Annotated in this window: 20 protein-coding genes and 1 pseudogene; 13 read left to right on the top strand and 8 right to left on the bottom strand. The window is 72.6% G+C overall.

The annotated features are described in order from the left end of the window. Nucleotides 1-39: 39 nt before the first annotated feature. From NAG42_RS17275 to NAG42_RS17250, 6 genes are read left to right on the top strand one after another with little or no spacing between them, the layout of a single operon-like run. A complete protein-coding gene (locus NAG42_RS17275) occupies nucleotides 40-2,781 on the top strand; it encodes an ATP-binding protein (protein ID WP_250031318.1) in 2,742 nt (913 codons plus the stop codon). A 39-nt stretch (nucleotides 2,782-2,820) separates the two neighbouring features. Continuing rightward, the gene (locus tag NAG42_RS17270; RefSeq protein WP_250031317.1) at nucleotides 2,821-3,684 is read left to right on the top strand and encodes a patatin-like phospholipase family protein; all 864 of its coding nucleotides are present in this window, start codon (nucleotides 2,821-2,823) and stop codon (nucleotides 3,682-3,684) included. Next, nucleotides 3,681-4,871 carry a macrolide family glycosyltransferase gene (locus tag NAG42_RS17265; RefSeq protein ID WP_250031316.1) on the top strand — a complete coding sequence of 397 codons (1,191 nt, stop codon included), beginning with the start codon at nucleotides 3,681-3,683 and terminating at the stop codon, nucleotides 4,869-4,871. Before NAG42_RS17270 ends, NAG42_RS17265 begins: the two co-directional genes overlap by 4 nt. A gap of 3 nt (nucleotides 4,872-4,874) precedes the next feature. Then, on the top strand, nucleotides 4,875-5,351 hold the full coding sequence (locus NAG42_RS17260; RefSeq protein ID WP_250031315.1) for a hypothetical protein: 477 nt from the start codon (nucleotides 4,875-4,877) through the stop codon (nucleotides 5,349-5,351). Next, a complete protein-coding gene (locus NAG42_RS17255; protein ID WP_250031314.1) occupies nucleotides 5,348-6,277 on the top strand; it encodes a hypothetical protein in 930 nt (309 codons plus the stop codon). Before NAG42_RS17260 ends, NAG42_RS17255 begins: the two co-directional genes overlap by 4 nt. 51 nt (nucleotides 6,278-6,328) lie before the next feature. Then, the gene (locus NAG42_RS17250) at nucleotides 6,329-7,867 is read left to right on the top strand and encodes a sensor histidine kinase (RefSeq protein WP_250031313.1); all 1,539 of its coding nucleotides are present in this window, start codon (nucleotides 6,329-6,331) and stop codon (nucleotides 7,865-7,867) included. On the opposite strand, the gene NAG42_RS17245 is transcribed toward NAG42_RS17250, so the two are convergent. The 6 genes from NAG42_RS17245 to NAG42_RS17220 all read right to left on the bottom strand — a co-directional run bounded on the left by NAG42_RS17245 (nucleotide 7,864) and on the right by NAG42_RS17220 (nucleotide 14,880). Further along, nucleotides 7,864-8,658, bottom strand: coding sequence for an alpha/beta hydrolase (locus NAG42_RS17245; RefSeq protein WP_250031312.1), 795 nt, complete (start codon nucleotides 8,656-8,658; stop codon nucleotides 7,864-7,866). The genes NAG42_RS17250 and NAG42_RS17245 overlap by 4 nt on opposite strands. Beyond that, nucleotides 8,655-9,440: an alpha/beta fold hydrolase gene (locus NAG42_RS17240; RefSeq protein WP_250031311.1), complete on the bottom strand. Its 786-nt coding sequence runs from the start codon at nucleotides 9,438-9,440 to the stop codon at nucleotides 8,655-8,657. Before NAG42_RS17240 ends, NAG42_RS17245 begins: the two co-directional genes overlap by 4 nt. A gap of 80 nt (nucleotides 9,441-9,520) precedes the next feature. Next, the gene (locus tag NAG42_RS17235; RefSeq protein WP_250031310.1) at nucleotides 9,521-12,241 is read right to left on the bottom strand and encodes an ATP-binding protein; all 2,721 of its coding nucleotides are present in this window, start codon (nucleotides 12,239-12,241) and stop codon (nucleotides 9,521-9,523) included. A gap of 99 nt (nucleotides 12,242-12,340) precedes the next feature. Beyond that, the gene (locus tag NAG42_RS17230) at nucleotides 12,341-13,282 is read right to left on the bottom strand and encodes a helix-turn-helix domain-containing protein (RefSeq protein ID WP_250031309.1); all 942 of its coding nucleotides are present in this window, start codon (nucleotides 13,280-13,282) and stop codon (nucleotides 12,341-12,343) included. A 60-nt stretch (nucleotides 13,283-13,342) separates the two neighbouring features. Next, on the bottom strand, nucleotides 13,343-14,293 hold the full coding sequence (locus NAG42_RS17225) for an AraC-like ligand-binding domain-containing protein (protein WP_250031308.1): 951 nt from the start codon (nucleotides 14,291-14,293) through the stop codon (nucleotides 13,343-13,345). A gap of 5 nt (nucleotides 14,294-14,298) precedes the next feature. Continuing rightward, nucleotides 14,299-14,880: a TetR/AcrR family transcriptional regulator gene (locus NAG42_RS17220; RefSeq protein WP_250031307.1), complete on the bottom strand. Its 582-nt coding sequence runs from the start codon at nucleotides 14,878-14,880 to the stop codon at nucleotides 14,299-14,301. On the opposite strand from NAG42_RS17220, the pseudogene NAG42_RS17215 reads away from it, so the two are divergent. Both NAG42_RS17215 and NAG42_RS45325 read left to right on the top strand, forming a co-directional pair. After that, nucleotides 14,861-15,547, top strand: a pseudogene (locus NAG42_RS17215) (FAD-binding protein); the annotation flags it as partial. The gene NAG42_RS17220 and the pseudogene NAG42_RS17215 sit on opposite strands and share 20 nt — an antisense overlap. 34 nt (nucleotides 15,548-15,581) lie before the next feature. Continuing rightward, nucleotides 15,582-15,836 carry an FAD-binding protein gene (locus tag NAG42_RS45325; protein WP_369077100.1) on the top strand — a complete coding sequence of 85 codons (255 nt, stop codon included), beginning with the start codon at nucleotides 15,582-15,584 and terminating at the stop codon, nucleotides 15,834-15,836. Here NAG42_RS45325 and NAG42_RS17210 read toward each other — a convergent pair. Both NAG42_RS17210 and NAG42_RS17205 read right to left on the bottom strand, forming a co-directional pair. Continuing rightward, on the bottom strand, nucleotides 15,811-17,472 hold the full coding sequence (locus NAG42_RS17210) for a CocE/NonD family hydrolase (protein WP_250031306.1): 1,662 nt from the start codon (nucleotides 17,470-17,472) through the stop codon (nucleotides 15,811-15,813). The genes NAG42_RS45325 and NAG42_RS17210 overlap by 26 nt on opposite strands. Nucleotides 17,473-17,561: 89 nt before the next feature. Beyond that, a complete protein-coding gene (locus NAG42_RS17205; RefSeq protein ID WP_250031305.1) occupies nucleotides 17,562-18,368 on the bottom strand; it encodes an alpha/beta fold hydrolase in 807 nt (268 codons plus the stop codon). Nucleotides 18,369-18,811: 443 nt separating this feature from the next. Here NAG42_RS17205 and NAG42_RS17200 point away from each other — a divergent pair, with 443 nt between their 5' ends. The 5 genes from NAG42_RS17200 (at nucleotide 18,812) to NAG42_RS17180 (ending at nucleotide 23,597) form a co-directional block, all read left to right on the top strand. Continuing rightward, nucleotides 18,812-19,423, top strand: a complete 612-nt coding sequence (locus NAG42_RS17200) for an NADP(+)-dependent, decarboxylating phosphogluconate dehydrogenase (protein ID WP_250031304.1) — start codon at nucleotides 18,812-18,814, stop codon at nucleotides 19,421-19,423. A 115-nt stretch (nucleotides 19,424-19,538) separates the two neighbouring features. Continuing rightward, nucleotides 19,539-20,561 carry a LacI family DNA-binding transcriptional regulator gene (locus NAG42_RS17195; protein ID WP_250031303.1) on the top strand — a complete coding sequence of 341 codons (1,023 nt, stop codon included), beginning with the start codon at nucleotides 19,539-19,541 and terminating at the stop codon, nucleotides 20,559-20,561. 17 nt (nucleotides 20,562-20,578) lie between these two features. Next, nucleotides 20,579-21,865: an ABC transporter substrate-binding protein gene (locus tag NAG42_RS17190; RefSeq protein ID WP_250031302.1), complete on the top strand. Its 1,287-nt coding sequence runs from the start codon at nucleotides 20,579-20,581 to the stop codon at nucleotides 21,863-21,865. Further along, nucleotides 21,865-22,770 carry a carbohydrate ABC transporter permease gene (locus NAG42_RS17185; RefSeq protein WP_250031301.1) on the top strand — a complete coding sequence of 302 codons (906 nt, stop codon included), beginning with the start codon at nucleotides 21,865-21,867 and terminating at the stop codon, nucleotides 22,768-22,770. The genes NAG42_RS17190 and NAG42_RS17185 overlap by 1 nt, the downstream gene beginning before the upstream one ends. Beyond that, entirely contained in the window at nucleotides 22,767-23,597 is an 831-nt protein-coding gene (locus tag NAG42_RS17180) for a carbohydrate ABC transporter permease (protein WP_250031300.1), read from the top strand. Before NAG42_RS17185 ends, NAG42_RS17180 begins: the two co-directional genes overlap by 4 nt.

The following is a 23,597-nucleotide window of genomic DNA, read 5'->3' as shown; positions in this document are numbered from 1 at the left end:
TGAACGCCTCTAGCCTCGGATCGGGGGAGGGGTTCAGCCATGACCAGCGGCGCCGCGGTGCCCGAGCTACGCGGCCGGCGCCCGGAGCGCGCCGTTCTCGATCACTTGATCGGCGACGTGCGCTCCGGCCGCGGGCGAGTCCTGCTGGTCCGCGGTGAGGCCGGCATCGGCAAATCGGCCCTGCTGCAGCACGTCGCCGCGCGCTCGGCCGGATTCCGGGTCGCCCTCGCCGCCGGGGTCGAGTCCGAGGTGGAGCTGCCGTTCGCCGGCCTTCACCAGTTGTGCGCCCCGATGCTCGACACACTGGATCGTCTGCCCGCCCCGCAGCGCGAGGCACTCGCCGTCGTGTTCGGTCACAGCACCGGTGCCCCGCCCGACCGCTTCCTGATCGGGGTGGCGGTGCTGAGCCTGCTGGCCGCCGTCTCGGAGGACAAGCCGCTGCTGTGCCTGATCGACGACGCGCAGTGGCTCGACGAGACGTCGATCCAGACACTCACTTTCGTCTCGCGGCGTCTGCTGGCCGAGCGGGTGGGCGTGGTGTTCGCGATCCGGCAGTCGGCGGCCGGGCGCGCCTGGCGTGGCCTGCCCGACCTGGCGGTGAGCGGCCTGAGCAACGACGACGCCCGGGCCCTGCTCGACTCGGTCGTCCCCGGCCGGTTGGACGAGCAGGTGCGCGACCGGATCGTGGCCGAGACGCGCGGTAACCCGCTGGCCCTGCTGGAGTTGCCGAAAGGGCTGACCGCGGCCGAGCTGGCCGGCGGGTTCGGGCGGCCGGACGCCCAGCCGCTGGCCGGCACGATCGAGCGCAGCTTCGCCCAGCGCATGCGCTCGCTGCCCCCACCGACCCAGAAACTGCTGCTCACGGCGGCGGCCGAACCGCTCGGGGACGCGAAACTGCTGCGCCGCGCGATCAAGCGGCTGAACCTCGGAATGAGCGCGGCCGCGCCGGCCGAGGCGGCCGGGCTGATCGAGATCGGATCGCGGGTGCGATTCCGGCACCCGCTGGTGCGGACGGCGGCCTACCGGGCGGCGGCCCCGGCCGACCGGCGCGAGGTCCACCGGGCCCTGGCCGGGGCGACCGATCAGGCGACCGACCCCGATCGGCGGGTCTGGCATCGGGCCCACGCCGCCGACGACACCGATGAGGACATCGCGGCCGAGCTGATCCGCTCGGCCGAGCGCGCCCAGCACCGCGGCGGCGTCGCGGCCGCGGCCGAGTTCCTGCGGCGGGCGACCGACCTGACGCCGGACCCGGCGACCCGGGCGACCCGGGCGCTGGTGGCCGCCGAGGCCGAGCTGCGGTGCGGCGCCTTCGAGACCGCGTCGAAACTGCTGCTCACGGCGGAGGATCGGGACGACGAGGGGCATCGGGCGAGAGTCAACCTGATGCGGGCGCAGATCGCCTTCGCCGCCGGGCACGACATGACCGCGCCCCGCCTGCTGCTCGAAGCCGCCCACCGCCTTGAGCCGCTGGACCCCGGACTGGCCCGCGACACCTACCGCGACGCCCTCGGGGCGGCCCTGCTCGCGGGCGGGCTGGCCGACGGGGTCGGGGCGGCCGACGTGGCCCGGGCCGTGCTGGCGGCGCCCGAACCGGTCCACCGCCGCCCCGGCGACCTGCTGCTGAACGCCCTGGCCGTGCTTTTCACCGCCGGCTATCAGGCCGCCGTGCCGCTGACCCGCGAGGCCCTGCGGGCCTTCCGGGCCGACCATGCGAACGGGGCGGCCGATCAGCCCTGGCTGTGGCTGGCGGTGATCACCGCGGCGGACACGTGGGACGACGAGAGCTGGGCCGTCCTCAACGCGCGGCACGTCCGGCTGGCCCGCGCCGGCGGTGATCTGAGTGTGCTGCCGCTGACCCTCAACTCGCTCGTCAGCATGCACGTGTTCTCCGGCGAGCATGCGGCGGCGGCCGCGGTGGTGGCCGAGATCCAGGCCATCGGGCAGGCGACCGGTGTCGCCCTGGCCCCCTACGGAGCGGTGACGCAGGCCGCCTGGCACGGGAACGAGGCCGTCGCCGTCCCGCTGATCGAGGCGAGCCTGACCGACGCCGTGGCCCGCGGTGAGGACAGCGCCGTCCTGGTCCTGCACTACGCCCAAGCGGTGCTGTTCAACGGTCTGGCCCGCTATCAGGACGCCCTCCCGGTCGCCCGGATCGCGACCCAGCACGCCATCGAGTCGGCCGTCATCTATTGGGCGCTGGCCGAGCAGATCGAGGCCGCGCTGCGCAGCGACCGCCGCGATCTGGCCACCGACGCGTACGACCGGCTGGCCCCGAACGCGCGAGCGGCCGGCACGCAGTGGGCGCTCGGCGTGCTGGCCCGCTGCGACGCCCTGCTGCAGACCGGGCCGGCGGCCGAGACGTGCTACCGGCAGGCGATCGAGCACCTGGGCCGATGCCGGTTCCGCCTCGACCTGGCCCGGGCCCACCTGCTGTACGGCGAGTGGCTGCGCCGCGAGAACCGGCGCCGCGACGCCCGCGGCCACCTGCGCACCGCCCACGACATGCTCACCGCGGCCGGCGCAGGCGCGTTCGCCGCCCGGGCCCGCCGCGAACTGGCGGCGGCGGGCGAGGTCGTCGCCGGCCCGGCCGGCCCGGCCGCCGACAGCCTGACCGTGCAGGAAGCCCACATCGCCGGGCTCGCCGGCAGCGGGCTGACCAACGCCGAGATCGGCGCGCAGCTGTTCCTCAGCCAGCACACCGTCGAATGGCACCTGCGCAAGGTCTTCACGAAGCTCGGCATCACCTCGCGCAAACAGTTGCGCCCGCCCGTCTCCTGACCCCGGTCACAGTCCGGGCCGCTGTCCGGTCCGGTTGGTATGAGCCCGATCGGTCTTCCCCGGCCCGTCGCCGTGGCGGTGGGCGGCGGCGGTGTGCTCGGCGCGGCCCACGTCGGCGCCGGTTACGCGCTGGAGCAGCGCGGATTCGTCCCGGACCTGATCGTCGGCACGTCGGTCGGCGCCCTCACCGGGGCGATCGCGGCCGCCCACCCCGACGACGCGGCGCCCTGGCTCGACCGGGTGTGGAGCCGGCTGCGCCGCCGTGACGTGTTCCCGCTCGGCTATCTGTCCTCGCGGGCCAGCGTCTTCGCCGATCGTGGCCTGCGCCGGCTGATCGCCGGGGCCGGCTTGCCGCCGCTGATCGAGCAGTTGCCGATCCCGTTCACCGCGGTCGCCATGGACCTCGCCACCGGCGACCCGGTGCTGCTCGACCGAGGGGATCTCGAGTCGGCCCTGCTGGCCAGCGCGGCCATCCCGGGTGTGCTGCCGCCGGTCGTCCGCGACGGCCGGACTCTGGTCGACGGCGGGGTGGTGGCCTATGTCCCGGTGCTGGCGGCCTGGCAGGCCGGGGCGGCCAGCGTGCTGGCGCTGTCGATCGGGCCGGAGAGCAGCCCGCTGCCGGTGACCGTGCCGCGGCGGCGCGCGGCGGCCATCGCGGCCCGGGCCGGGGTGCTCATGTTCCGCCATCAGATCGAGCGTGACCTGCGGGAGGTGTCGCGGCACATCCCGACCGTCGTGCTGCCGACCGGCATCGAGGCGTGGCCGTCGCCGTGGGATCTCGGCCAGACCCGGCGGCTGATCAGCACCACCGCGGTCGCGGCCGGGCAGTTTCTCGATCGGCTGCGCATCGACGGGCCCGGCCTCTATCGGGCCGGCGAGACACTATCGGAGGTCGAACGATGAGCACCATCGCGTTCCTCAACATCGCCATGCACGGCCGGGTCAACCCGACCCTGCCGGTCGTGGCCGAACTGGTCCGCCGGGGACACACCGTGTCCTACCACACGTCGCCGGCCTTCGCCGCCGAGGTGGAGGCGGCCGGCGCCACCGTGCACCTCTACCCCGGCGGCGACCAGCCGCTGCCCGATCCGCCGACCCCGCTCACCCTGCTGCGCGGGCTCGCCGAGACCGCCGCCGCACTCCGTCCGGCCCTGCTGGCCGACCTGCGCGCCGTCCGGCCGGATCTGGTCGTCCACGACTCGGCCTGCCCGTGGGGCCCGGTGGTCGCGCGGGAGCTCGGCGTGCGGGCCGCGTCGTCGTTCACCACCTTCGCCTTCAACCGTCAGGCACCCAGCCCGACCCGGATCTCGCGCGAGCTGCTGGCCGAGGCCGTGGCCCGTCCCGGCGCGGCGATCGGCTATCTGCGCGCCCGGTGGAAGCTGCGGGGCCACGGGCTGCCCCTGACCGATCTGGGCAACCTGCGCCAGCCGCTCAACCTCGTCTACACCTCGCGGGCGTTCCAGATCGGCGCGGACGGCTTCGACCGGTCCTACCGCTTCGTCGGCCCGAGCATCGGCGCCCGGCCCGCCGACCCGTCGTTCCCCATCGACGAGCTGAAGGACCCGATCCTGTACGCGTCCCTGGGCACCGTGTTCGACGCCGACCCCCGCCTGCTGGGCACCTTCGCGGCCGCGCTCGCCCCGCTGGGCGGCACCGTGGTCGTCGCCACCGGCAACACCGATCCGGCCCGGCTCGGCCCGCTGCCCGGCAATGTGATCGCCCGCCAGTCCGTGCCGCAGCTCGACGTGCTGGCCCGGGCCGCCCTGTTCATCACGCACGGTGGCATGAACGGCACCAACGAGGCCCTCCGCGCCGGTGTCCCCATGCTGGTCGTCCCGCAGGGCGCCGACCAGCCGCTGGTGGCCTCGCGCGTCGTCGGGCTGGGTGCCGGCCTCTCGCTGCGCACCGACGAGGTGCGGGAGGACGTGGTCCGTGCTCTCGCGCGGCGGCTGCTCGACGAACCGCGTTTCCGTGAGGCGGCCGGCGTCCTGCGCGACGCCCAGCTCGACGCGGGCGGCTATCACCGGGCGGCCGACGAGCTCGAGCGGTACCTGGATCCGGCGATGGCCGGCGCGTCGCGGCGGGACTGACCGATGACTGCCGCGGTGATCGTCGTGCTGTTGCTGGCCGGGCTGTCCGAGGCCGCCGGGCGGGTCCTGCCGGTGGTGGCGGGCCGGTCGGGCGCCTCCCGGACCGGGACGGCCGGGTTGCTGCTGACCGGCACGGTGATCGACAGCGCGGTGTTCGCGCTGTGGCCGGTCTCGGCGTGGGCCCTGGCCGGGCTGGTGCGGCCCGCGTCGACCTCCGGCCGCGACGTGCTGGTCTGGACGGCCGGCCTGGCCGCCCCGCTGCTGCTGGCCTCCGTCCTGGCGTTCCCGCTGCTCGGGCCGGCGCTGCACGGGCTGCTGCTGATCGGGGTGGGCGCCGGGCTCACGGGTGCGCTGGCCGCGTCGGCCGGCGTCGGCTGGTGGTTCGCGGCCGGCTGCGTGGCCCTGGCCGGCGTCGGGCTGGCGGCCGTGGTCGAGGGAGTCCGCCGTCTGGTCGTCCGCCTCCACCGGAGCCGGTCATGATCGCGGCTGCCCTCCTGCTGCTGCTGGCCGGGCTGGGCGCCGTGCTGCTGGCCGAGGGGCTGCTCGCCCGGCACGAGCTGCTGAGTTTCACTGCCGGCTGGCGGCGGCCCGGCACGGAACTGCCGGCGGGGATGCCGTACGCCCGGGGAGCGGAACCGGACCGCCCGCCGGGCGCCTATCTGGTCTATCTGGACGGCATCGGCAAGCGGCGCTTCCGCGACACCCGGGACGGCGGCCGCCTGGTCCAGGCCATCCTCGACGGCGCCCCCGAGCTGCGGGTGCTGGGCCAGGTGCTGCCCTACTCGCCGCTGTCCGACCCGCTGGCCGACCGGCGGGGGTGGGCCTGGCTGCGCCGGCGGGCCGGGCTGGTGCTCTTCCTGCACAACGTGATGCAGATCTTCATCGCCGCCGACCGCCGTTACCGCCCGCACTACAACCGGGCAGTCGGCTCGCAGATCACCGCCCATCTGCGGCTCGCCGGCTATCAGCCGGACAGCGGCGTGCCGGTGGTGCTGCTCAGCTACAGCGGCGGCGCGCAACTGGCCACAGGCGCGGTGGAGGGCCTGTGGGCCGGACTGCGCTGCCCGCTCCTGCTGATCACGATCGGCGGCTTCCACAACGGCGCCAACGACCTCACCCACGCCCAGCACCTCGACGTGATCACCAGCTCGCAGGACTGGATCGAGCGCCTCAGCACCCGCATCTTCCCGCCGCGGTGGCCCCTGGTCCGCCGGAGTGGGTGGAACAAGGCCCGCCGCGACGGAAAGATCAGCGTGCACCGGCTGGACCCGGCAACTCACGTCGGCCCGCGCAGCTACATCAGTCCGGAGGCGCGGATGCCCGACGGGCGCACCTATCTCGACCGCACCGCCGGCACCGTCATCGCGCTCATCCGGACACGCCGGAAGTTGCCCACTGGCAAATAGGTCTGGGAGGCCGTGTTGCATACTTCGGTGCCCCTGTTGTGAGGAGAACCGATGAACGGCGCACGCCTGAACACCTGGACGTTGCGCCGGCGGGTGGTGGTGTTGTTCGCCGTGGCCGGGATCCTGCTGGCCGGGATCGGGGCGCTGGCCGCGGTGACGGCGGTGGACAGCAACGACAACCTCGATGTGATCCTCGAGAAGACCGGGCCCATGCGGATCGCCGGGCAGGAGCTCTACTCGGCCTATCTGGATCAGGAGACCGGCGTACGCGGGTATGCGCTCAGCCGGTCGCCGGAGAACCTGGAGCCGTACGAGCAGGGGGTCACCGCCGAGCGTGAGCTGATCACCCAGATCGAGACGCTCAACCACACCGACGGCACCGCCGCGATCACCGCCTCCATCGCGGTCGTGCGCGACCGGTCGGGGCAGTGGCGGCGATCGGTGGCCGAGCCGGTCATCGCCGGCGGCGGCACCGCGACCATCGGGACGGCCCAGTTCGACGCGCTGCGGGCCGCCGTCGACCAGTTGCAGGCCGACATCCTCGACCTGCGCAACGAGGCCGTCGCCGCCGCCCGCAGCACCGGGTCCACGCTGGTCGCCCTGGAGATCGGCGCCGCGTTCATCGTCATCCTGGTCGGCGCGTTGATGCTCGTGCTGCTCAACCGGCTGGTCGCCCGGCCCGTCACCGAGCTGGCGGCGCAGGTGCGGCAGGTGGCCGGCGGTGACTACGAGCGGCCGATCACCAGCGGCGGCTCACCCGAGCTGCGCGGCTTGGCCACCGACGTGGACGGCATGCGCCGGCAGATCTCGCAGGAGCTGGCCCTCGTCCGGGAGGCCCGGGCCGAGGTCGAGCTGGCCAACGAGCGGCTGGAGGAGAAGGCCGAGGAGCTGATCCGGTCCAACCGGGATCTGGAGCAGTTCGCGTACGTGGCCTCGCACGACCTGCAGGAGCCGCTGCGCAAGGTGGCCAGTTTCTGCCAGTTGCTCAAGCGGCGCTACGGCGGTCAGCTCGACGAACGGGCCGACCAGTACATCGGTTTCGCGGTGGACGGCGCCGAGCGGATGCAGCGGCTGATCAACGACCTGCTGGCGTTCTCCCGGATCGGGCGGATCACCACCGCCTTCAAGCGGGTCGAGCTCAGCCACGTCCTGCCCGAGGTGAAGTCGCAGCTGGCGCTCCGGGCCGGCGACGAGGCGGAGATCAGCTGGGACGAGCTGCCGGCCGTGGAGGGCGAGGAGCCGCTGATCACGACGCTGTTCGTCAACCTGATCGGCAACTCGCTGAAGTTCCGCCGCCCGGACGTGCCCCCGGTGATCCGGGTGACCGCGGAACGCGACGGCGACGAGTGGAAGATCAACGTCCGGGACAACGGCATCGGCATCGAGCGGGAGTTCGCCGAGAAGGTCTTCGTCATCTTCCAGCGGCTGCACCCGCGCGACGCGTACGAGGGCACGGGCATCGGCCTGGCCATCGTCAAGAAGATCGTCGAATATCAGGGCGGCCGCATCTGGCTGGACCTCGACGTCGAGCAGGGCGCTTCGGTGTGGTTCACGATCCCGGCCCCGCCCGACGACGAAGTGACGTCCTAGCGGGCGTTGGTGAGGGCCCAGTCGAGGGCCTTGTCGGCGACCTGCTCCCAGCCCGGTTCGGCGCAGGTCCAGTGCGAGCGGCCGGGGAACTCGTGGTATTCGGTGATGGTGCCGGCGGCCTGGTAGTGGTGGGCGTTCGACTTGTTCACCGAGGGCGGCATGATGTGGTCGGCCCCGCCGGCCAGGAAAAGCAGCGGCGCGCGGTTCTCGTTGCCGAAGTCGACCCAGGTCTCCTGCTTGCCCGGCGTGAAGTTGGCCAGCAGGCCGTAGGCCCAGACCCAGCTGCCCGGGGCGGGGATGGCGTAGCGGTCGTAGGCCGCCCGCGAATCCGTCTCGGACAACGTGTTGGTGAACGCGTAGTGCCACTGCTCGGGCGTGAACCCGGCCGCCTGGTGGCGCTTGGCCGGGTTGTTGAGGATCGGGAACAGCGACTTGATCTGCGAGGGCGGGCTGACCCGGACCCCCTCGGGCGGAGCCGAGTCGATGACCACGCCGGCCGTGCCGTGACCGCGGTCGAGCAGCAGCTGGGTCAGCGTGCCGCCGAACGAGTGACCCATGATGATCGGCTGCTCCGGGAGCGCGGCGATGACCTTTTCGAGGTGGGCGACGGTCTCCGGCACGGTGACGGCGGCGATCGGCGCCGGGTCGGCGCGCAGCGCCTCCACCTCGACCTCGAAACCTGGGTAGGCGGGTGCGACCACGGTGTGGCCCTGGCTTTCGTAGTACGGGATCCAGTGCTCCCAGCTGCGCGGCGTGACCCAGAGGCCGTGGACCAGAACGATGGTGCTCATGCGATCTCCTTGATGACCTCGGCGGTGATCCGGGGCTGCGAGATCATCGCGGCGTGGGCGGCGCCGACCTCGGTGCTGCGCGACCGGGCCCGGCGGGCCATGAAGCGCTGGGCCGCGGCCGGGATGAGGTTGTCGTTGCGGGCCACCAGATAGGCGGACGGGATGCTCCTCCAAGCCGGGGCGCCGGACGGCTCCCGCAGCGTGTGCACGTCGCCCGGGCGCTGCGACGCCGCCATGAAGTCGGTGGTCGCCCGGGGCAGGTCGGCCGCGAAGATGTCGCGGAACACTTCGGCCTTCACGTAGCCGTCGGCACTGGTGCCGTAGGGGCGGATGTCGAGTGCCGCCTCGCCGAGCTTGGTGCCCGGATATTTTGTCTGCAGCCCCTCCACCGTCTCGCCCTGATCGGGCGCGAACGCCGCGACGTAGACCAGCGCCTTGACGTTCGGGTTGCCGGTGGCCGCGTTGGTGATGACCACCCCGCCGTACGAGTGGGCGACGAGCACGACCGGGCCGCTCAGCGTGGCCAGGATGCTGCGCAGGTAATCCGAGTCACCGGCGACGCTGCGCAGCGGGTTGGCCGGGGCCAGCACCGGATAGCCGTCGCGGTGCAGGATGCGGGCGACATCGGTCCAGCCCGAGGCGTCGGCGAAGGCGCCGTGCACCAGGACGATCGTGGGCTTCTTCGGTCGCGGCGGGCCGGCCTGGGCCGCGGCTGCGGGCAGGCCGGCCAGGGTGACGGCGGCGGCCGAGCCGGCCAGCAGAGTTCGGCGGGTGGGTGTCATGGTGGTTCCCCCTTGTGACGAGTGGTCTGCCGACCAACCTGCCGTGCGACGACGTCGCCGAAATCCGTATGTTGACTGCGTCAGGTGTCGGTCTCCCGCCGGGCGTCCAGCGCCGAGCGCAGCTGCGAGCGGCCGCTGATGCCGAGTTTCGGGTAGATGCGGTAGAGGTGCGAGCTGACCGTGCGGTGCGACAGGAACAGGCGCTGGCCGATCTCCCGGTTGGTCAGTCCCGTCGCGGCCAGCAGGGCGGTCTGCAGCTCCTGGGCCGTCAGCTTCTCGCCCGAGCGCACGGCCCGGCCGCTGCTCTCCTCACCCGACGCGCGCAGCTCCTCGCGGGCGAGCCGGCCCCAGGCGTGGGCGCCGAGTTCGTCGAAGCCGTCGCGGGCGGCGCGCAGGGGCGGCCGGGATTCGAGGATCCGTTTGCGGCGGCGCAGCCAGGTTCCGTACGCCAGGTTCAGCCGCGCCCGGTGGACCGGCCAGTCCGTGTGATCGAGCGTGAAGGCGTGCGCGAAGGCCGGGCCGGCTTCCTCGTCCGGGGCGAGAACCGCGTTCGCGTACGCCAGGCAGCGGTGCAGCATCGGCGAGGGTAACCGGGCCGCGCGCTCCCGGGCCCGGCCGACGATGTCCGCGACGTCCGGCCGCCGGCCCGAGCGGACGGCGGCGTCGGCCAGGTCGGGCAGCGCCCAGCCCGACATGTCGAGGTGATAGGTCGCGTCGGCCGGGTCGAAGACGCGGAGGAGGATGTCGAGTGCCTCCTCGTAGCGGCCCTCCGCGTTGGCGGCGACGCCCCGCGCGTGCTGGGCGGCCTCGGCGGCGAACCGCACACCGGACACCAGAGGACCGGCCAGCACGGCGTCGGCGAGCCGGGTGGCCGTGTCGCTGTTGCCCATCATGGCCTCGTGCAACGCCCGGCTGGCCCGGGCCGCCACGACCCAGAACTGCTCGCCGGTCTCCTCGGCGAGGGCCTCCGCCTCCTCGGTGTCGGCCCGCACGGCCGGCCATCGGCCCAGCCACAGCCGGACGAAGCCCACCGACGACAGGGTACGGGCGAGAAGCGCCGCCCGGCCCTGAGCGCGATACCCGGCCGCCACGCCGGCCAGCGTTGACGACGCGGTCACGAAGTCACCCAGGATCAGCGCCGCCCCGCCGACGTAGTTGAGCCCGTCGATGTCATCCCGGCCCGGAGTCAGGGCCGGCAGCCGGCGCAGAACCTCCGGCCCGAGCATGTCCGGCTGGGCGTAGGCCGCGATGGCCAGCATCCGGGGATCGTCGCCGGCCAGCCCGAGCTTGTCGGCCACGGTCACCACCCGGGCCCCCACGTCGGACGGGAAACAGGCCCACCAGCAGCGGGACGCGGCCCGCCAGCAGAGCAGCGCGGCCAGATCGAGGTCACCGGCCGCGTACGCGTCGAGCGCGTGCCCGCACAGCTCGTCGACCCGCGCGACCTCGCGGATGTCGCCCGGTTCGACCACATCGCGGACCACCTCCAACCGGGCGCGGTCGGTCACGTCGCCCGGCCGCGGGTGGATCCGCGCGATCAGCCCGGCGGCCACCCGCCGGTCATGCAGCTGCGAGGCCAGACCGGCCGCCCGCAGCAGCAGCGACGAACGCCGGTCGGCCGCGGTGGCGAGCTCGGCCGCCCGGTCGAGGCCGGTGACCGCGACGCCGGGCGCCCCGCGTTCCACCGCCCGCCCGGCGGCGGCCTCCAGCTCCGCGCTGACGTCGTCGTCGGGCCCGAGCGTGGCCGCGCTGCGATGCCAGGCCCGCCGGTCCGGGTCGTGGGCGAGGGCGTCGGCCAGCACCGCGTGGATGGTCAGCCGGTCGATGTCGCTGACCGACCGGTACACCGCCGAGCGGACGAGGGGATGGCGGAACCGCAGGCGCTGAGCCTGCACCTGCAGGAGCCCGGCGTCGATGGCCGGCTGGATCGCCTCGGCCGAGACCTCGGTGCGGGTCAGGATCCCGGCGATGGCCGGCAACGCGGGCAGGGCGCAGCCGGTGTCCGCCGCGAAGACCGCCAGGACGGCGCGGGTCTCGGCCGGCATCTGCTCGAACCGGTCCGAGAACGCCGACTCCAGGCGCTCGTTCACGGGCAGCAGTCCGTCCGCGCCCCCGGCGGCCGCCAGGTGCGGCAGTTCGACGAGGGCCAGCGGGTTGCCGGCTGCCTCCTCGAGGACCCGGTCGCGCACCCGCGGCGACAGCCCGGGTGCTTGGTCGTCCAGGATCCGCCGGGCATCGTCGTCCCCCAGCTCGTCCAGGGGCAACCCGGGCAGGCCGGTCCGGGCCAGCACGTCGGTGTGCTGCGCGCGCACCGCCATCAGGGCCGCGATGGGCTCGACGGTCAGCCGGCGGGCCACGAAGACGAGCACGTCGAGGGTCTCCGGATCGAGCCAGTGCGCGTCCTCGGCGATGATGAGCAGGGGAGTGCGGGCCGCGCGGTCGCCCAGCAGCTCCAGCACAGCCAGCCCGACGGTGAAGAGGTCCGGCCGGGTGTCGTCCTGGCCGAAGGCGCCCAGCAACGTGCGCTGCAGCCGGGCAGTCAGCCCGGTCAGGTTGCCCAGCAGTGGCGCCAGTAGTTGATGCAGCCCGGCGAAGGGCAGCGCGGCCTCGGCCTCGGCGCCGTTCGTCTGGAGCACCACCAGCCCGGCGGCAGCGGCGCTCTCCCGGGCCGCGGACAGCAGCATCGTCTTGCCGATACCGGCGTGGCCCCGCACGACCAGTGCTCCGCCCCGGCCGGCCCGGGCCTCGGCGATCAGGTCATCCACCATCGACAGTTGATGATCGCGGCCGTACATCGTCATGGCGTGTCTCCTCCGGTGCGCTCCCAGAAGAACTTCGCACCGCGGCGGTCAGCGATGTTTTCTCAGCGTGCACAGGTCTGACGCTTGCGTGCACATCTGCTACGGCCGGTCGGCGAGCTGGCGGGGTGTGACGCCGAAGGCTTCGCGGAAACGGCTGGCGAAGAAGCTGGGGTTGGCGAAGCCCCAGGAGCGGGCCACGGCGGCGATCGTGGTGTGGCGCCGGCGCGGGGAGCTCAGATCGGCGCGGGCGCCCCGCAGCCGCTGCTCGATGATGGACTGCTCCAGGCTCTGGCCCAGCGACTCGTACAGCTTGTAGAGAGCGCGCAGCGAGATGGCGTTGGCCGCGGCGATCCGGGCCGGGGTCAGGTCCGGGTCACGCAGGTTGGCGCGGACGTAGGCCTGCACGCGGGCCGCCAGCGAGTCGTGCATCGTCTCGCGCAGCCGGCGGCCGTCGGCCGCGGCCGACACGATCAGCGCCCGCATCAGCTCGGCCGAGGCGGCGCCCAGCTCGGTCGCCCCGGCGCCGGCGGCGAGCGGACCGGCCTGAGCGGTCACCCGGGCCACGTGATCGCGGACCAGTTCGTAGAGCGGGCTGCCTCGCAGGTTCTTGGCCGCGGCATGGATCAGGTCGCGGGGCAGGCCCAGGTGGTCCACGTCCACGTGCAGGGCGTACGAGGCACCGGTGCCCTTCCAGCCGTAGACGTACGGAACGGCGAGGTCGACCAGGATCAGGTCGCGCGGGCCGAACAAGCGCTCCTCGCGTTCCCACGACATGTGGTTGTCGGTTCGCATCGGCAGCGCCAGCACGATCGATCTCTCGGCCCCGGACCGCGACATCCGCGGTGTGCGGCGCAGCGTCGTCCCGGAGGCGTCGATGGTGAACACCCTCGCGACGCCGAAGTCGGAGACCGCCATCCGGGCGCTGATCGATCCCGGATCCTCGAAGGACGCCATGCTCGACGAGCAGTTGGCACTGACCGTGGCCTGGAACGCCTCGGCGCGTTCGGCGACCGGCAGCGAGCCGGTGTCGAGGACGAGCATGAGCCCGACCCTAACGATCTTCGCGGCGCCCGGAACGGCCCTGCCTGCAGCGTTGTCGGCCTACTCTGCATGCCGTCGCCACTGCGACGGCGTCATGTCGTAGCGGGCCTTGAACCGGCGGGTGAAGTGGGTCGGATCCCGGAAACCCCAGCGCAGCGCGATCGTCGCGATCGGCACGTGCCGCCGGTCGGGCCGGGTGAGCTCCTGCCGGACGCGGTGCAGACGCTCGTCGATGATCCATTGCTCCAGGCTCAGGCCGGCGCCGGCGCAGAGCTGGTAGAGCCGGCGCAGCGAGATGCCGTGGGCCGCGGCGATCGTCGCCGGCGTGAGCTCGGGGTCGGCCAGGTGCAGCCGGGTGAAGGCGCGGATCCGGGTCAGCAGGGTCTCGGCGAACACCTGCCGGACGTGCCGCCGGGAACGGGCCGCCGAGACCAGCAGGGCGCGGGCGAGGTCGATGCTGGCCGAGGCCGCGGTGGCCACCGCGTCGTCGTCGGTGATCGCCGCCGGGTCGCGGGCGAGCTGGGTGATGTGCGCGGCCACCAGCCGGTAGAGCGGGCTGGTGACCATCCCGGCCGCGGCCCGGCGCACCACGTCGAGCGGGAGGCCCAGCTGGTCGTACGGGATCTGCAGCGCCCCCGCACCGCCGTCGCCCGACCACGAGTAGTCGTAGGGCGCGGACAGGTCGACCATGAGCAGCTCGCCCGGCGGCACGACGCGCCGCTGCCCACCCTGCTCGATGCGCCCCTCGCCCCGCTGCTGGACGGCCAGCGCGACCACCGGCATGCCGTCCTGCCGGGCCAGCTTGTCGGTGCGCAGCAGCCGGATGCCCGACGACCGGTGGGTGAAGATGTTGGCGGTGCCGAAGTCCCACACCTCGAGCCGCGCGTGCACGTCGCCGTCCGGTTCCTCGTGCAGCACGTGGCAGGGGGCCGACGCATACATCATCGCCGTGTGCACGGCCTCGACCCGGTCGTCGGCGGGCATCTCCGCGGTGTCGAGGACATAGCCCATGAGCGTCAGTCTCGCACCGCCGTGGTCGCCGGGTCCAGCAGGCGTAACGCCCGCTGGACGGCGGCCCGCACCCCGGCCGGCTCGACCTCGGTGACGACCACGCCATAGATCATCCGGTGGGCCAGGAGCACGTCGTCCACGGTGATCCGGGCGTCGATCAGACCGGCCCGCTGAGCGCGCGGCAGCGTCACCTCGATCAGGGCCTGCAAGCGGCGGCCGCCGGTGTAGCCGGGCAGGCTGCGCCGGGCGTCGACCGCCATCTCGACGAACGCCGCCGAGTCGACCGTCAGCGCCACCAGCCGGTCCCACAACCGGCCGAAGGCCCCCGCGTCCGGCTCGGCGCCGATCGTCTCGAGCTGCTCGAGGTTTTCCTCGAAGACCGCGAACGCCAGATCGAGCCGGGTGGGGAAGTGGCGGTAGAGCACGCCCTGACCGACCCCGGCGTACTTGGCGATCGCGCTGAGCGGAACGTGATAGCCGCGCTCGGTGAACAACCGCCGCGCCGCGTCGAGGATCGAACGCCGATTCTCCGAAGCCGCGGCCGGACCACGGTTGACGCGGCACGGCATGGTCTTCGCCCGGGCCACCGACTACCCCGACTACTACCCGGAACTGCCGGGCGGGAAGATCGGCCGCGGCATCGAGGTGAAACCGCTGAACGCGAAGGTCATCGGCGACTGGTGGAAGACCGTCAACGTGCCCGCGGCCATGCCGGTCAAGACCGACGACGTGTGGCTGCTGGGCCGGGCCTGGTCCACCCCGTCCGGCTTCGTCCGCGGTGCCCAGCTGGTGTTCCGGGTCGCCGGTGGGCTCGTCCGCGGGCAGAAGCTGGTCGGCATCGGCGCCGGGCTGGCCACGTCGTTCCTGCGCGCGGTGGTGCTCGACGGCCGGGTGCCGTTGTGGCTGAACGCGCCGCTGGAGGAGTTGCTGGTCACCGATGGGCGGATCACCGGGGTGCGGGTGACCCGCGACGGGAAGCCGGTCACCATCGGCGCTACCAGGGGCGTCATGCTGGCCGGAGGCGGGTTCGACCACAACACCGACTGGCGGCGCAAGCACCACGGCATCGAGGGTGCGCCGTCCGGCAACCCGGGCAACCGGGGGCGCCCGATCGAGATCGCTCAGCAGGCCGGCGCGGCCGTCGACCTGATGGACGACGCGTGGTGGGGTGCGTCGGTCGCGGCCGCGCCCGGTCACCAGCCCGCGTTCATCGTCGGCGAGCGGTCCCTGCCCTACTCGATCATCGTCGACGCCCGCGGTGACCGGTTCGCCAACGAGTCGGAGTCGTATGTGGACCTCGGCCACCAAAGTGGTCATCGGCGACCTCGGCACCAAGGGTGGTGTGGTCACCGACGCCGACGGCCGCGCGCTGCGGGAGGACGGCACGGTGATCGAGGGGCTGTACGCGGCCGGCAACAACTCCGCCTCGGTGATGGGCCGCACCTATCCCGGGCCGGGCTCGACGATCGGCCCGGCGGTGGTCTTCGGCCTGCGCGCGGCCCGGCACCTGGCTGGCGTCAGCCGTCCAGCACCGGCAGCGTGATGGTCGAGGCCCGCGAGCCGTCGTGGAAGATCTCGAAGCGGCAGGGGCGACCGGCGGTGGCCACGGCGAACGGCTCGTCGGTGCCCATGTTGCGGGCGTAGCGCGGGAAGGCGCCCCCGCTGACCTGCACCCGCAGCCGGTGCCCGGCGCGGAACCGGTAGGCGGTGGGGAACAGCTCGACGCTCACCGCGAGCACCCCGTCGTCGCCGGGCTCGATGTCGGGCGCGCCGAGCGTGCGCGGGTCGAGCCGGCGGATGCCGTCCACGACGTTGCGCGAGACACCCTTCTCGTCGACGTCGCACAGGCGGACGAACACATCGGCGTACGGGATGCTGGTGCGCAGGTGGATCGTCGCGCCGACCGGGCCGACCACGTCGAGGTCCTCGGTCAGCACCGGCCCCGTGAAGACCAGGACGTCGTCGCGTTCCTCGACGAGCCGGTTGTCGGCCTGCTTCCCCGGCGGCTGCAGCAACGGGCCGCCGACCGTCGGCGTGGGCCGCGCCGGGTCGTAGGTGAATCGGCTCGGCTCACCACCGGGCTCCGCCTCCAGCTGTCCGCCGCTGCCCAGGGTCAAGACCTTTCCCCGTACGGCCGCGGGGGGCCATTCGGTGAACTCGAGCCACTTGCCGGCCTGTTGCAAGTGGACGCGCACCGGCGGGCCCTCGGGCGCCGGGCCACCGCGCAGGTGGTGGTCGAGCCAGACGGTGTCGGTCTGCACGATGGTCCGCAGCTCACCCGGCTCGCCGTGCAGCCACGGCCCGACCACCAGCCGGGCGGGCACGCCGGCCGCGCGCAGGGCGGTGTAGTCGGTCAGATTGCCGGCCAGGAACAGGTCCCACCAGCCGGTGACCATGCTGACCGGCGGCATCCGGGTCAGGTCGGCGCCGTCGTGGTCGGCCTGCGCCCAGAAGTCGTCGCCGGGCTCGGCGTGCGCCACGAAGTCGCGCCAGAACGGCACCGCGGCGTCGGCCACCGACACGTCGACCGCCTGCAGCGGCAGCCGGCCCAGCGCGCGGCGCACTTTGGTCCGGACCCGCGGGTCGGGCACCGAGCTGAGCAGGCCCGGACGCTCCTGCCGGCCGATCGTGGACGACCAGCTGAGCGCGGTGTGGATCGACGGCACGCCGTGCTCGTAGAACAGCCGGTTGGTGACGTTGGCCGAGGTGATGTGCGGGGCGACGCAGGTCAGCGGCGGGTCGGCATAAGGGGCGACGGCCCACTGGGTGTGCCCGAAGTAGCTGCCGCCGGCCATGGCGATCCGGCCGTCGCACCAGGATTGCTTGCGCAGCCAGTCGACGGTGGCCAGGCCGTCGTCGCGCTCGGTGGTGAACGGCCGGAACTGCCCGCCCGAGCCGAACGTGCCCCGGGTGGCCTGCATGAAGACCTGGAAGCCGCGCCGGGCCAGCGGGGCGGCGAACAGCTGCCCGTAGGCGCCGGCCCGCCCGTACGGGATCCGGATCAGCACCACCGGGAGCGGCCCGTCCTGGCCCACCGGGCGGTAGTGATCGGCCATCAGCGTGACGTCGTCGAGCATCGGCACCGGGACGTCCTTGCGGACCTCGTACGGGACGGCTCGTTTCGGCAATCCGAGCGCGACGTCCGCAACGAGCCCGGCCAATCTGCTGATCTTCGCCATCGTCCGAACGTAACCTGCCGCGGCTGCCCGCGCGAGCAGACGCACGGCCGAGGGTGACGGGAGGGAGCCCCGCCACCCTCGGCCGTGGCTCACCGGGCGGCCTTCTCGATCAAGGCCGCGGTGATGCCCGGCTGGGACACGAAGACGGCGTGCGAACCGCCCTGGACGCTGCGGACGGCGGCCGCCTTGGCCCGCTGGGCCTCGAAGCGCTGGAGAGCCGGCGGGATGTTCTTGTCGGCCCCGGCGATCAGGAAGTACGACGGGATCGTCTGCCAGGCCTGCGGGCCGGCCGCCTTCTCGCCGAGGGCGGCCGCCGTGACGGGGCGCTGGGCGACCGCCATCAGGGCCGCGTCCTTGACCGGCACGTCGGCCGCGAACTGGTTCGGGAACAGCGCCTGGTCGACATAGAGGTCCTGGCCGCCGTCGGGCAGCGTCACCGGGCGCAGCGTCTCGGCCAGGGTGCTGCCGGGGAACCTGACCGACAAATCACCGGCGCTCTCCCCGGCCAGCGGCGCGAACGCGGCCACGTACACCAGCGCCTTGACGTCCGGGTCGCCCGCCGCGGCCCGGCTGATCACCATGCCGCCGTACGAGTGACCGACCAGGACGATCGGGCCGGTGATGCTGTCGAGGAGGGCCTTCACCTGTGCCGCGTCCGATGCCACACCGCGCAGCGGGTTCGCCGCCGAGACGACCGGATAGCCGTCGCGGATCAGCCGGCCGGCCACGCCGTTCCAGCCGCTGGAGTCGGCGAACGCGCCGTGCACCAGCACCACGGTCGGTTTCGCCCGGTGCCCGCCACCGGCCTGCGCGGCCGGGCCGAGCCCGATCAGCGTGCCCGCGGTCAGGACCGCGGCGGCGGCCACGGCGATGAGTCGAGATCTGGTTCGTGCCATCGGATCCTCCTGGAGAAATGCGTCGTCGGGACGGACGCTAGGAGGTGGTTGTGCCGAAACAGTGGAGATCGAGTGCCCGCGCCCGGGTGCACACTTGATCAGCACTCCGCACCTCTGTCGTCGGGTGTGGTCGAAAGGGGTGGGGCAGTGACCGAGACAGTGGTCGGAGTCGCCGGGCCGGGGGAGCGGGCCCACCGGCTGGCACGGAACCTGGTCCGCCACGGCTACCAGGTCGCCCCGCCGGAGAGCCGGCCGCGTGTGGTCTTCCTGGTCGACGACGCCGGCGCGGCGATCGTCGAGGCGGGCGCGCACGTGCTCAGCTGTGGCATGCCACGTGATCCGGCCCTCCTCGAGAGCGGCCCGGCCTACGTCGTCGGCGGCAATCCGGAGGCTTATTCCGCGTACGACCGATCCTGCGGGCCACGGCGGCCCGCGAGCAGGATGTGCCCTGTGTCGCGTACGCCGGACCGGGCGCCGCCGGGCACGCCGCCCAGCGGGTGCACGACGACCTGGCCGCGGCCGACGTCCGGCTCGCCGTCGAGGCGTACGAGCTGCTCGTGACCGGCCTCGGGCGCAAGCCCGAGGAGGCGGGTGAGATCTTCGCCGGCTGGGACACCGGGGAGCTGCGTTCGACACTGATGGCCACGGCGGCCCGGGTGCTGGCGCAGCCGGACGACCGCTCCTTCGCCGACCGTCTGGCGGCCGAGCTGCGGACCGGCGAGGCTCCGCGCATGGTCGCGGCACCGGCGGGCGTCCTGAACCTCACCGTGCCGGAGATCTTCGAGGCGGTGTACTCAGCCCGGATCGCCGCCTACGCCCGGGGTTTCGACCGGCTCCCGGCCGAGCACCGGGCCGGGATCGCCTCGGCCTGGCGGGCCGGAAGTGCCCTGGCCGGCCGCTTCCTGACCTATGTGCGCGAGGCGTTCCAGGCCGAGTCCGCACCCGGCTCGATGCTCGACGACCTCTACTTCGCCGGCGTGCTCGCGGACTACCGCCCCTCCGCACGCCGCGTCGGCACCGAGGCCGCCCGGATCGGCCTCACCGCCCTGAGGTGATCGGACGGCCGTCCGCCCGGCCACCGGATCATCCATTCGCCGCCTGGCGATTGTGCGACTCCGGAAACAGGTCTATCTTTCGATCAAACCGGTTTAGTAACTCAGGGGAGGTGCGATGACCAGGGACGACAGGCCGACGATCCGGGACGTCGCACGAGTCGCCGGTGTTTCCAAAGGCACTGTTTCGTTCGCCCTGAACGGACGGCCGGGGGTCTCCGAGGACACCCGCGAGCGGATCCTGGCGGCCGCTCGCGACCTCGGCTGGACGCCCAGCACCAAGGCCCGCGCGCTGTCGGTCTCGCGCGCCTTCGCGGTCGGCATCGTCCTGGCCCGGGAGCCCGAGCTGCTCGGCGCCGACCCGTTCTTCCCCGCGTTCATCGCCGGCGTCGAGCGCACGCTGTCCGACCGTGGGCAGGCGCTGGTGCTGCAGGTCGTGCCGGAGTCCGAGGAGGAGGCCGGCTACCGGCGGCTGGCCGACGCCGGGCGGGTCGACGGGGTCTTCCTGCTCGACCTGCGCGTCGCCGACTCGCGGATCGCTCTGCTCACCGAGCTCGGCCTGCCGGCCGTCTCGATCGCCCGGCCCGACGTGCCCAGCGCGTTCCCGGCCGTCCTGGTCGACGACCGGCCCGGCATCGCCGCCGCCGTGAGTCACCTGGCCGGGCTCGGTCACCGCCACGTCGCCCACGTCGCCGGCCCGTCCCACTTCCTGCACGGTTCGCGTCGGCGGCGGGCCTTCGACGAGGCCCTCGCGTCGGCCGGCCTGCCCGCCGGGCCGGTGGTGGAGGCCGACTTCTCGGCGGCCGGCGGCGCGGCGGCGACCCACACGCTTCTGGCCGGGCCCGACCGGCCGACCGCGATCGTCTATTCCAACGACCTGATGGCCATCGCCGGCCTGTCCGTGGCGATCGAGCACGGCGTGGCCGTGCCCGCTCAGCTGTCGGTCACCGGCTTCGACAACACCGACCTCGCGGGATATGTCAGCCCGGCTCTCACCAGCGTCCGCACCGACCCCTATCTGTGGGGCCGCAAGGCCGCGGAAGCCCTGCTCGACCTGATCGACGGCGGGACGGTCGACGACGTTCCCGTTCCCGCCGCCCAGCTGGTGATCCGGGCGTCCACCGCGCCCCCACCCCTTTGAGTACGAACGGAGTGACCATGAAACGCGCCCTTCCGGCCGCCCTCCTCACCCTCTCGCTGGCCCTCGCCGCCGGCTGCGACGGCAGCGGTGGCGGCGACGCCGACCAGGCCAACGCGGCCACCGGCCCGATCACCATCTGGCTCTCCAACAACCAGGAGGAGCTGGCCTGGGGCAAGGCGATGGTCGCGTCGTGGAACGGCCAGCACGCCGACCAGAAGATCACCGCCCAGGAGATCCCGGCCGGCAAGAGCTCGGAGGAGGTCATCGGGGCCGCGATCACGGCCGGCAACGCGCCCTGCCTGATCTGGAACACCGCCCCGGCCGCCATCCCGCAGTTCCAGAAGCAGGGCGGCCTGGTCGCCCTCGACTCGTTCGACGGCGGCGCGCAGTACATCGCCGACCGCACGGGTGACACGGCGGAGCAGTACAAGTCGCCGGACGGCAAGTTCTACCAGCTGCCGTGGAAGTCCAACCCGGTGATGATCTTCTACAACAAAGACATCTTTGCCAAGGCCGGCCTCGACCCGGAGAAGCCCGCGCTCTCCACGTACGACGAGTTCCTGACCGCCGCCCGCAAGATCAAGTCTTCGGGTGCCGCCCAGGCCGCCATCTATCCCGCGCCGAGCAGCGAGTTCTTCCAGTCCTGGTTCGACTTCTACCCGCTGTTCGCCGCCGAGACCGGGGGCACGCAGCTGGTGCAGGACAACAAGGCGCAGTTCAACAGCCCGCAGGGCCAGGCCGTCGCGAACTTCTGGAAGACCCTGTACGGCGAGGGGCTGGCGCCCAAGGAGATGTACAACGGCGACGCGTTCGCCGACAAGAAGTCGGCCATGGCCATCGTCGGCCCGTGGGCGGTCAAGGTCTACGGCGACAAGGTGAAGTGGGGCGCCGTGCCGGTGCCGACCTCCACCGGCAAGCCGGCCGCCGAGATCAAGACGTTCAGCGACGCCAAGAACGTGGCCATGTACAGCGCCTGCCAGAACCGCGCCACGGCGTGGGAGGTCATGAAGTTCGCGACCAGCCAGGAGCAGGACGGCAAGCTGCTCGACGCGACCGGCCAGATGCCGCTGCGCAAGGACCTCCAGACGGCGTACCCGGACTACTTCGCCAAGAACGCCGACTACAAGCAGTTCGCCGAGTTCGCCGGCCGGACGGTCGAGGTGCCCAACGTGCCGAACTCCGTCGCCATCTGGCAGGCGTTCCGGGACGCGTACTCCGAGTCCGTGATCTTCGGTAAGAAGCCCGTGGCCGACTCCTTCGCCGGCGCCGCCGAGAAGGTCGACCAGCTGGCCAGCGGCTCCTGATGACGGCCGCCACGCAGAACCGGGCGGCGGGCCTCCTCGGCCGCCACCCGGTGGGCATGATCCTGGCCGCGCCCTACGCCGTCTACCTCGCGATCATCTTCGCCTACCCGTTCGGGTTCTCGGTGTGGATGAGCTTCCACGACTACTTCTTCGCCGCGCCCGGCGCCATCGTCGACCACCCGTTCGTCGGGCTCGACAACTACAAGGCGGCACTCACCGATCCCGCGGTGGGGCAGGCGTTCAAGAACATCCTGGTCTTCCTGGTCATCAACGTGCCGCTGACCACCGGGCTGGCGCTGGTGCTGGCGGTCGCGCTCAACCGGGTGGTCCACGCCCGGACGTTCCTGCGGGTCTCGTTCTACGTCCCGTACGTGACGGCGAGCGTCGCCGTCGTCGGCGTGTGGCTGTTCCTGTTCAACTCGGGCGGCCTGGTCAACTCGCTGCTCGGCCCGCTCGCACCCGACCCGTCGTGGCTGGTCAACGAGGGCTGGGCGATGCCGGTCATCGCGTTCTTCGTGACCTGGAAGCAGCTCGGCTTCTTCATCCTGCTCTACCTGGCCGCGCTGCAGAACGTGCCCAACGAGCTCTACGAGTCGGCCTCGGTCGACGGTGCCAACGGCTGGAACAAGTTCTGGTCGGTGACCGTGCCGGCGGTGCGGTCGTCCACGGCGCTCGTGGTGATCCTGGCCCTGATCACCGGGGCCAACCTGTTCACCGAGCCCTACCTGCTGACCGGGGGCGGCGGCCCGAACGGCGCCTCGGCCTCGCCGGTGCTGATCATGTATCAGCGCGGTATCCAGCAGGGCGAGCCCGACTTCGCGGCCGCGCTCGGCGTGCTGCTGGTGCTCGGCACGCTCGTCGTCGCGTACATCAACCGCCGGTTCATCGAAGGGCGGGACTCATGAGGCGCTGGCCCAATGTCGTGCGCTATTTCCTGTTGTTCCTGGGCGCACTGATTTTCCTGTTCCCCTTCTACTACATGCTGATCGGCTCGCTGCAGTCGTCACCGGACACGTCGATCAAGGGCGCGTTCCCGACCGGCGGGCTGACGCTCGACAACTACCAGGACATCAACTCGCGTGTCGACCTGCTCGGCTCGCTGGTCAACTCGGGCATCTTCACCGGCGGCGTGCTGCTGGGGACGGTCGTGTTCGGCACGATCGCCGGCTACGCACTGGCCCGGCTGCAATGGCGGGGGCGGGGCGTGCTCTTCGCGCTCGTGCTGCTGGTGCAGGTGATCCCGTTCCAGCTGCTGCTCATTCCCCTGTACGTGCTGATCGTGCGCGGCTACGGGCTGGCCGACAACTACCTCGGCATGATCCTGCCCTTCGCCATCAACACCACCGCGGTCTTCGTGTTCCGCCAGTTCTTCCTGCAACTGCCGGACGACCTGTTCGCGGCGGCCCGGCTCGACGGCGCGGGCGAGGTGCGCATCCTCTGGTCGGTCGCCCTTCCCCTCGTACGCCCGGCCCTGCTCACCGCGATCCTGCTGACCTTCATCGGACCGTGGAACGAGTTCCTGTGGCCGTTCCTGGTCACCAAGGACGCGGACATGCAACCGCTCGCGGTCTCGCTGGCCAACTACATCAGCACCGTGTCCGCGCGGGCCGCCAACCCGTTCGGCGCGATCCTGGCCGGCGCATGTGTGCTGGCCGCTCCCGCGGTCGCGCTGTTCATCGCGTTCCAGCGGCAGTTCATCTCCACCGACATCGGTTCCGGCGTGAAAGGCTGA

The sequence above is a fragment of the Paractinoplanes maris genome, from assembly GCF_023544465.1.
Taxonomy (GTDB): Bacteria; Actinomycetota; Actinomycetes; order Mycobacteriales; family Micromonosporaceae; genus Actinoplanes; species Actinoplanes maris.
This window is presented reverse-complemented; position numbering and strand designations above follow the sequence as displayed.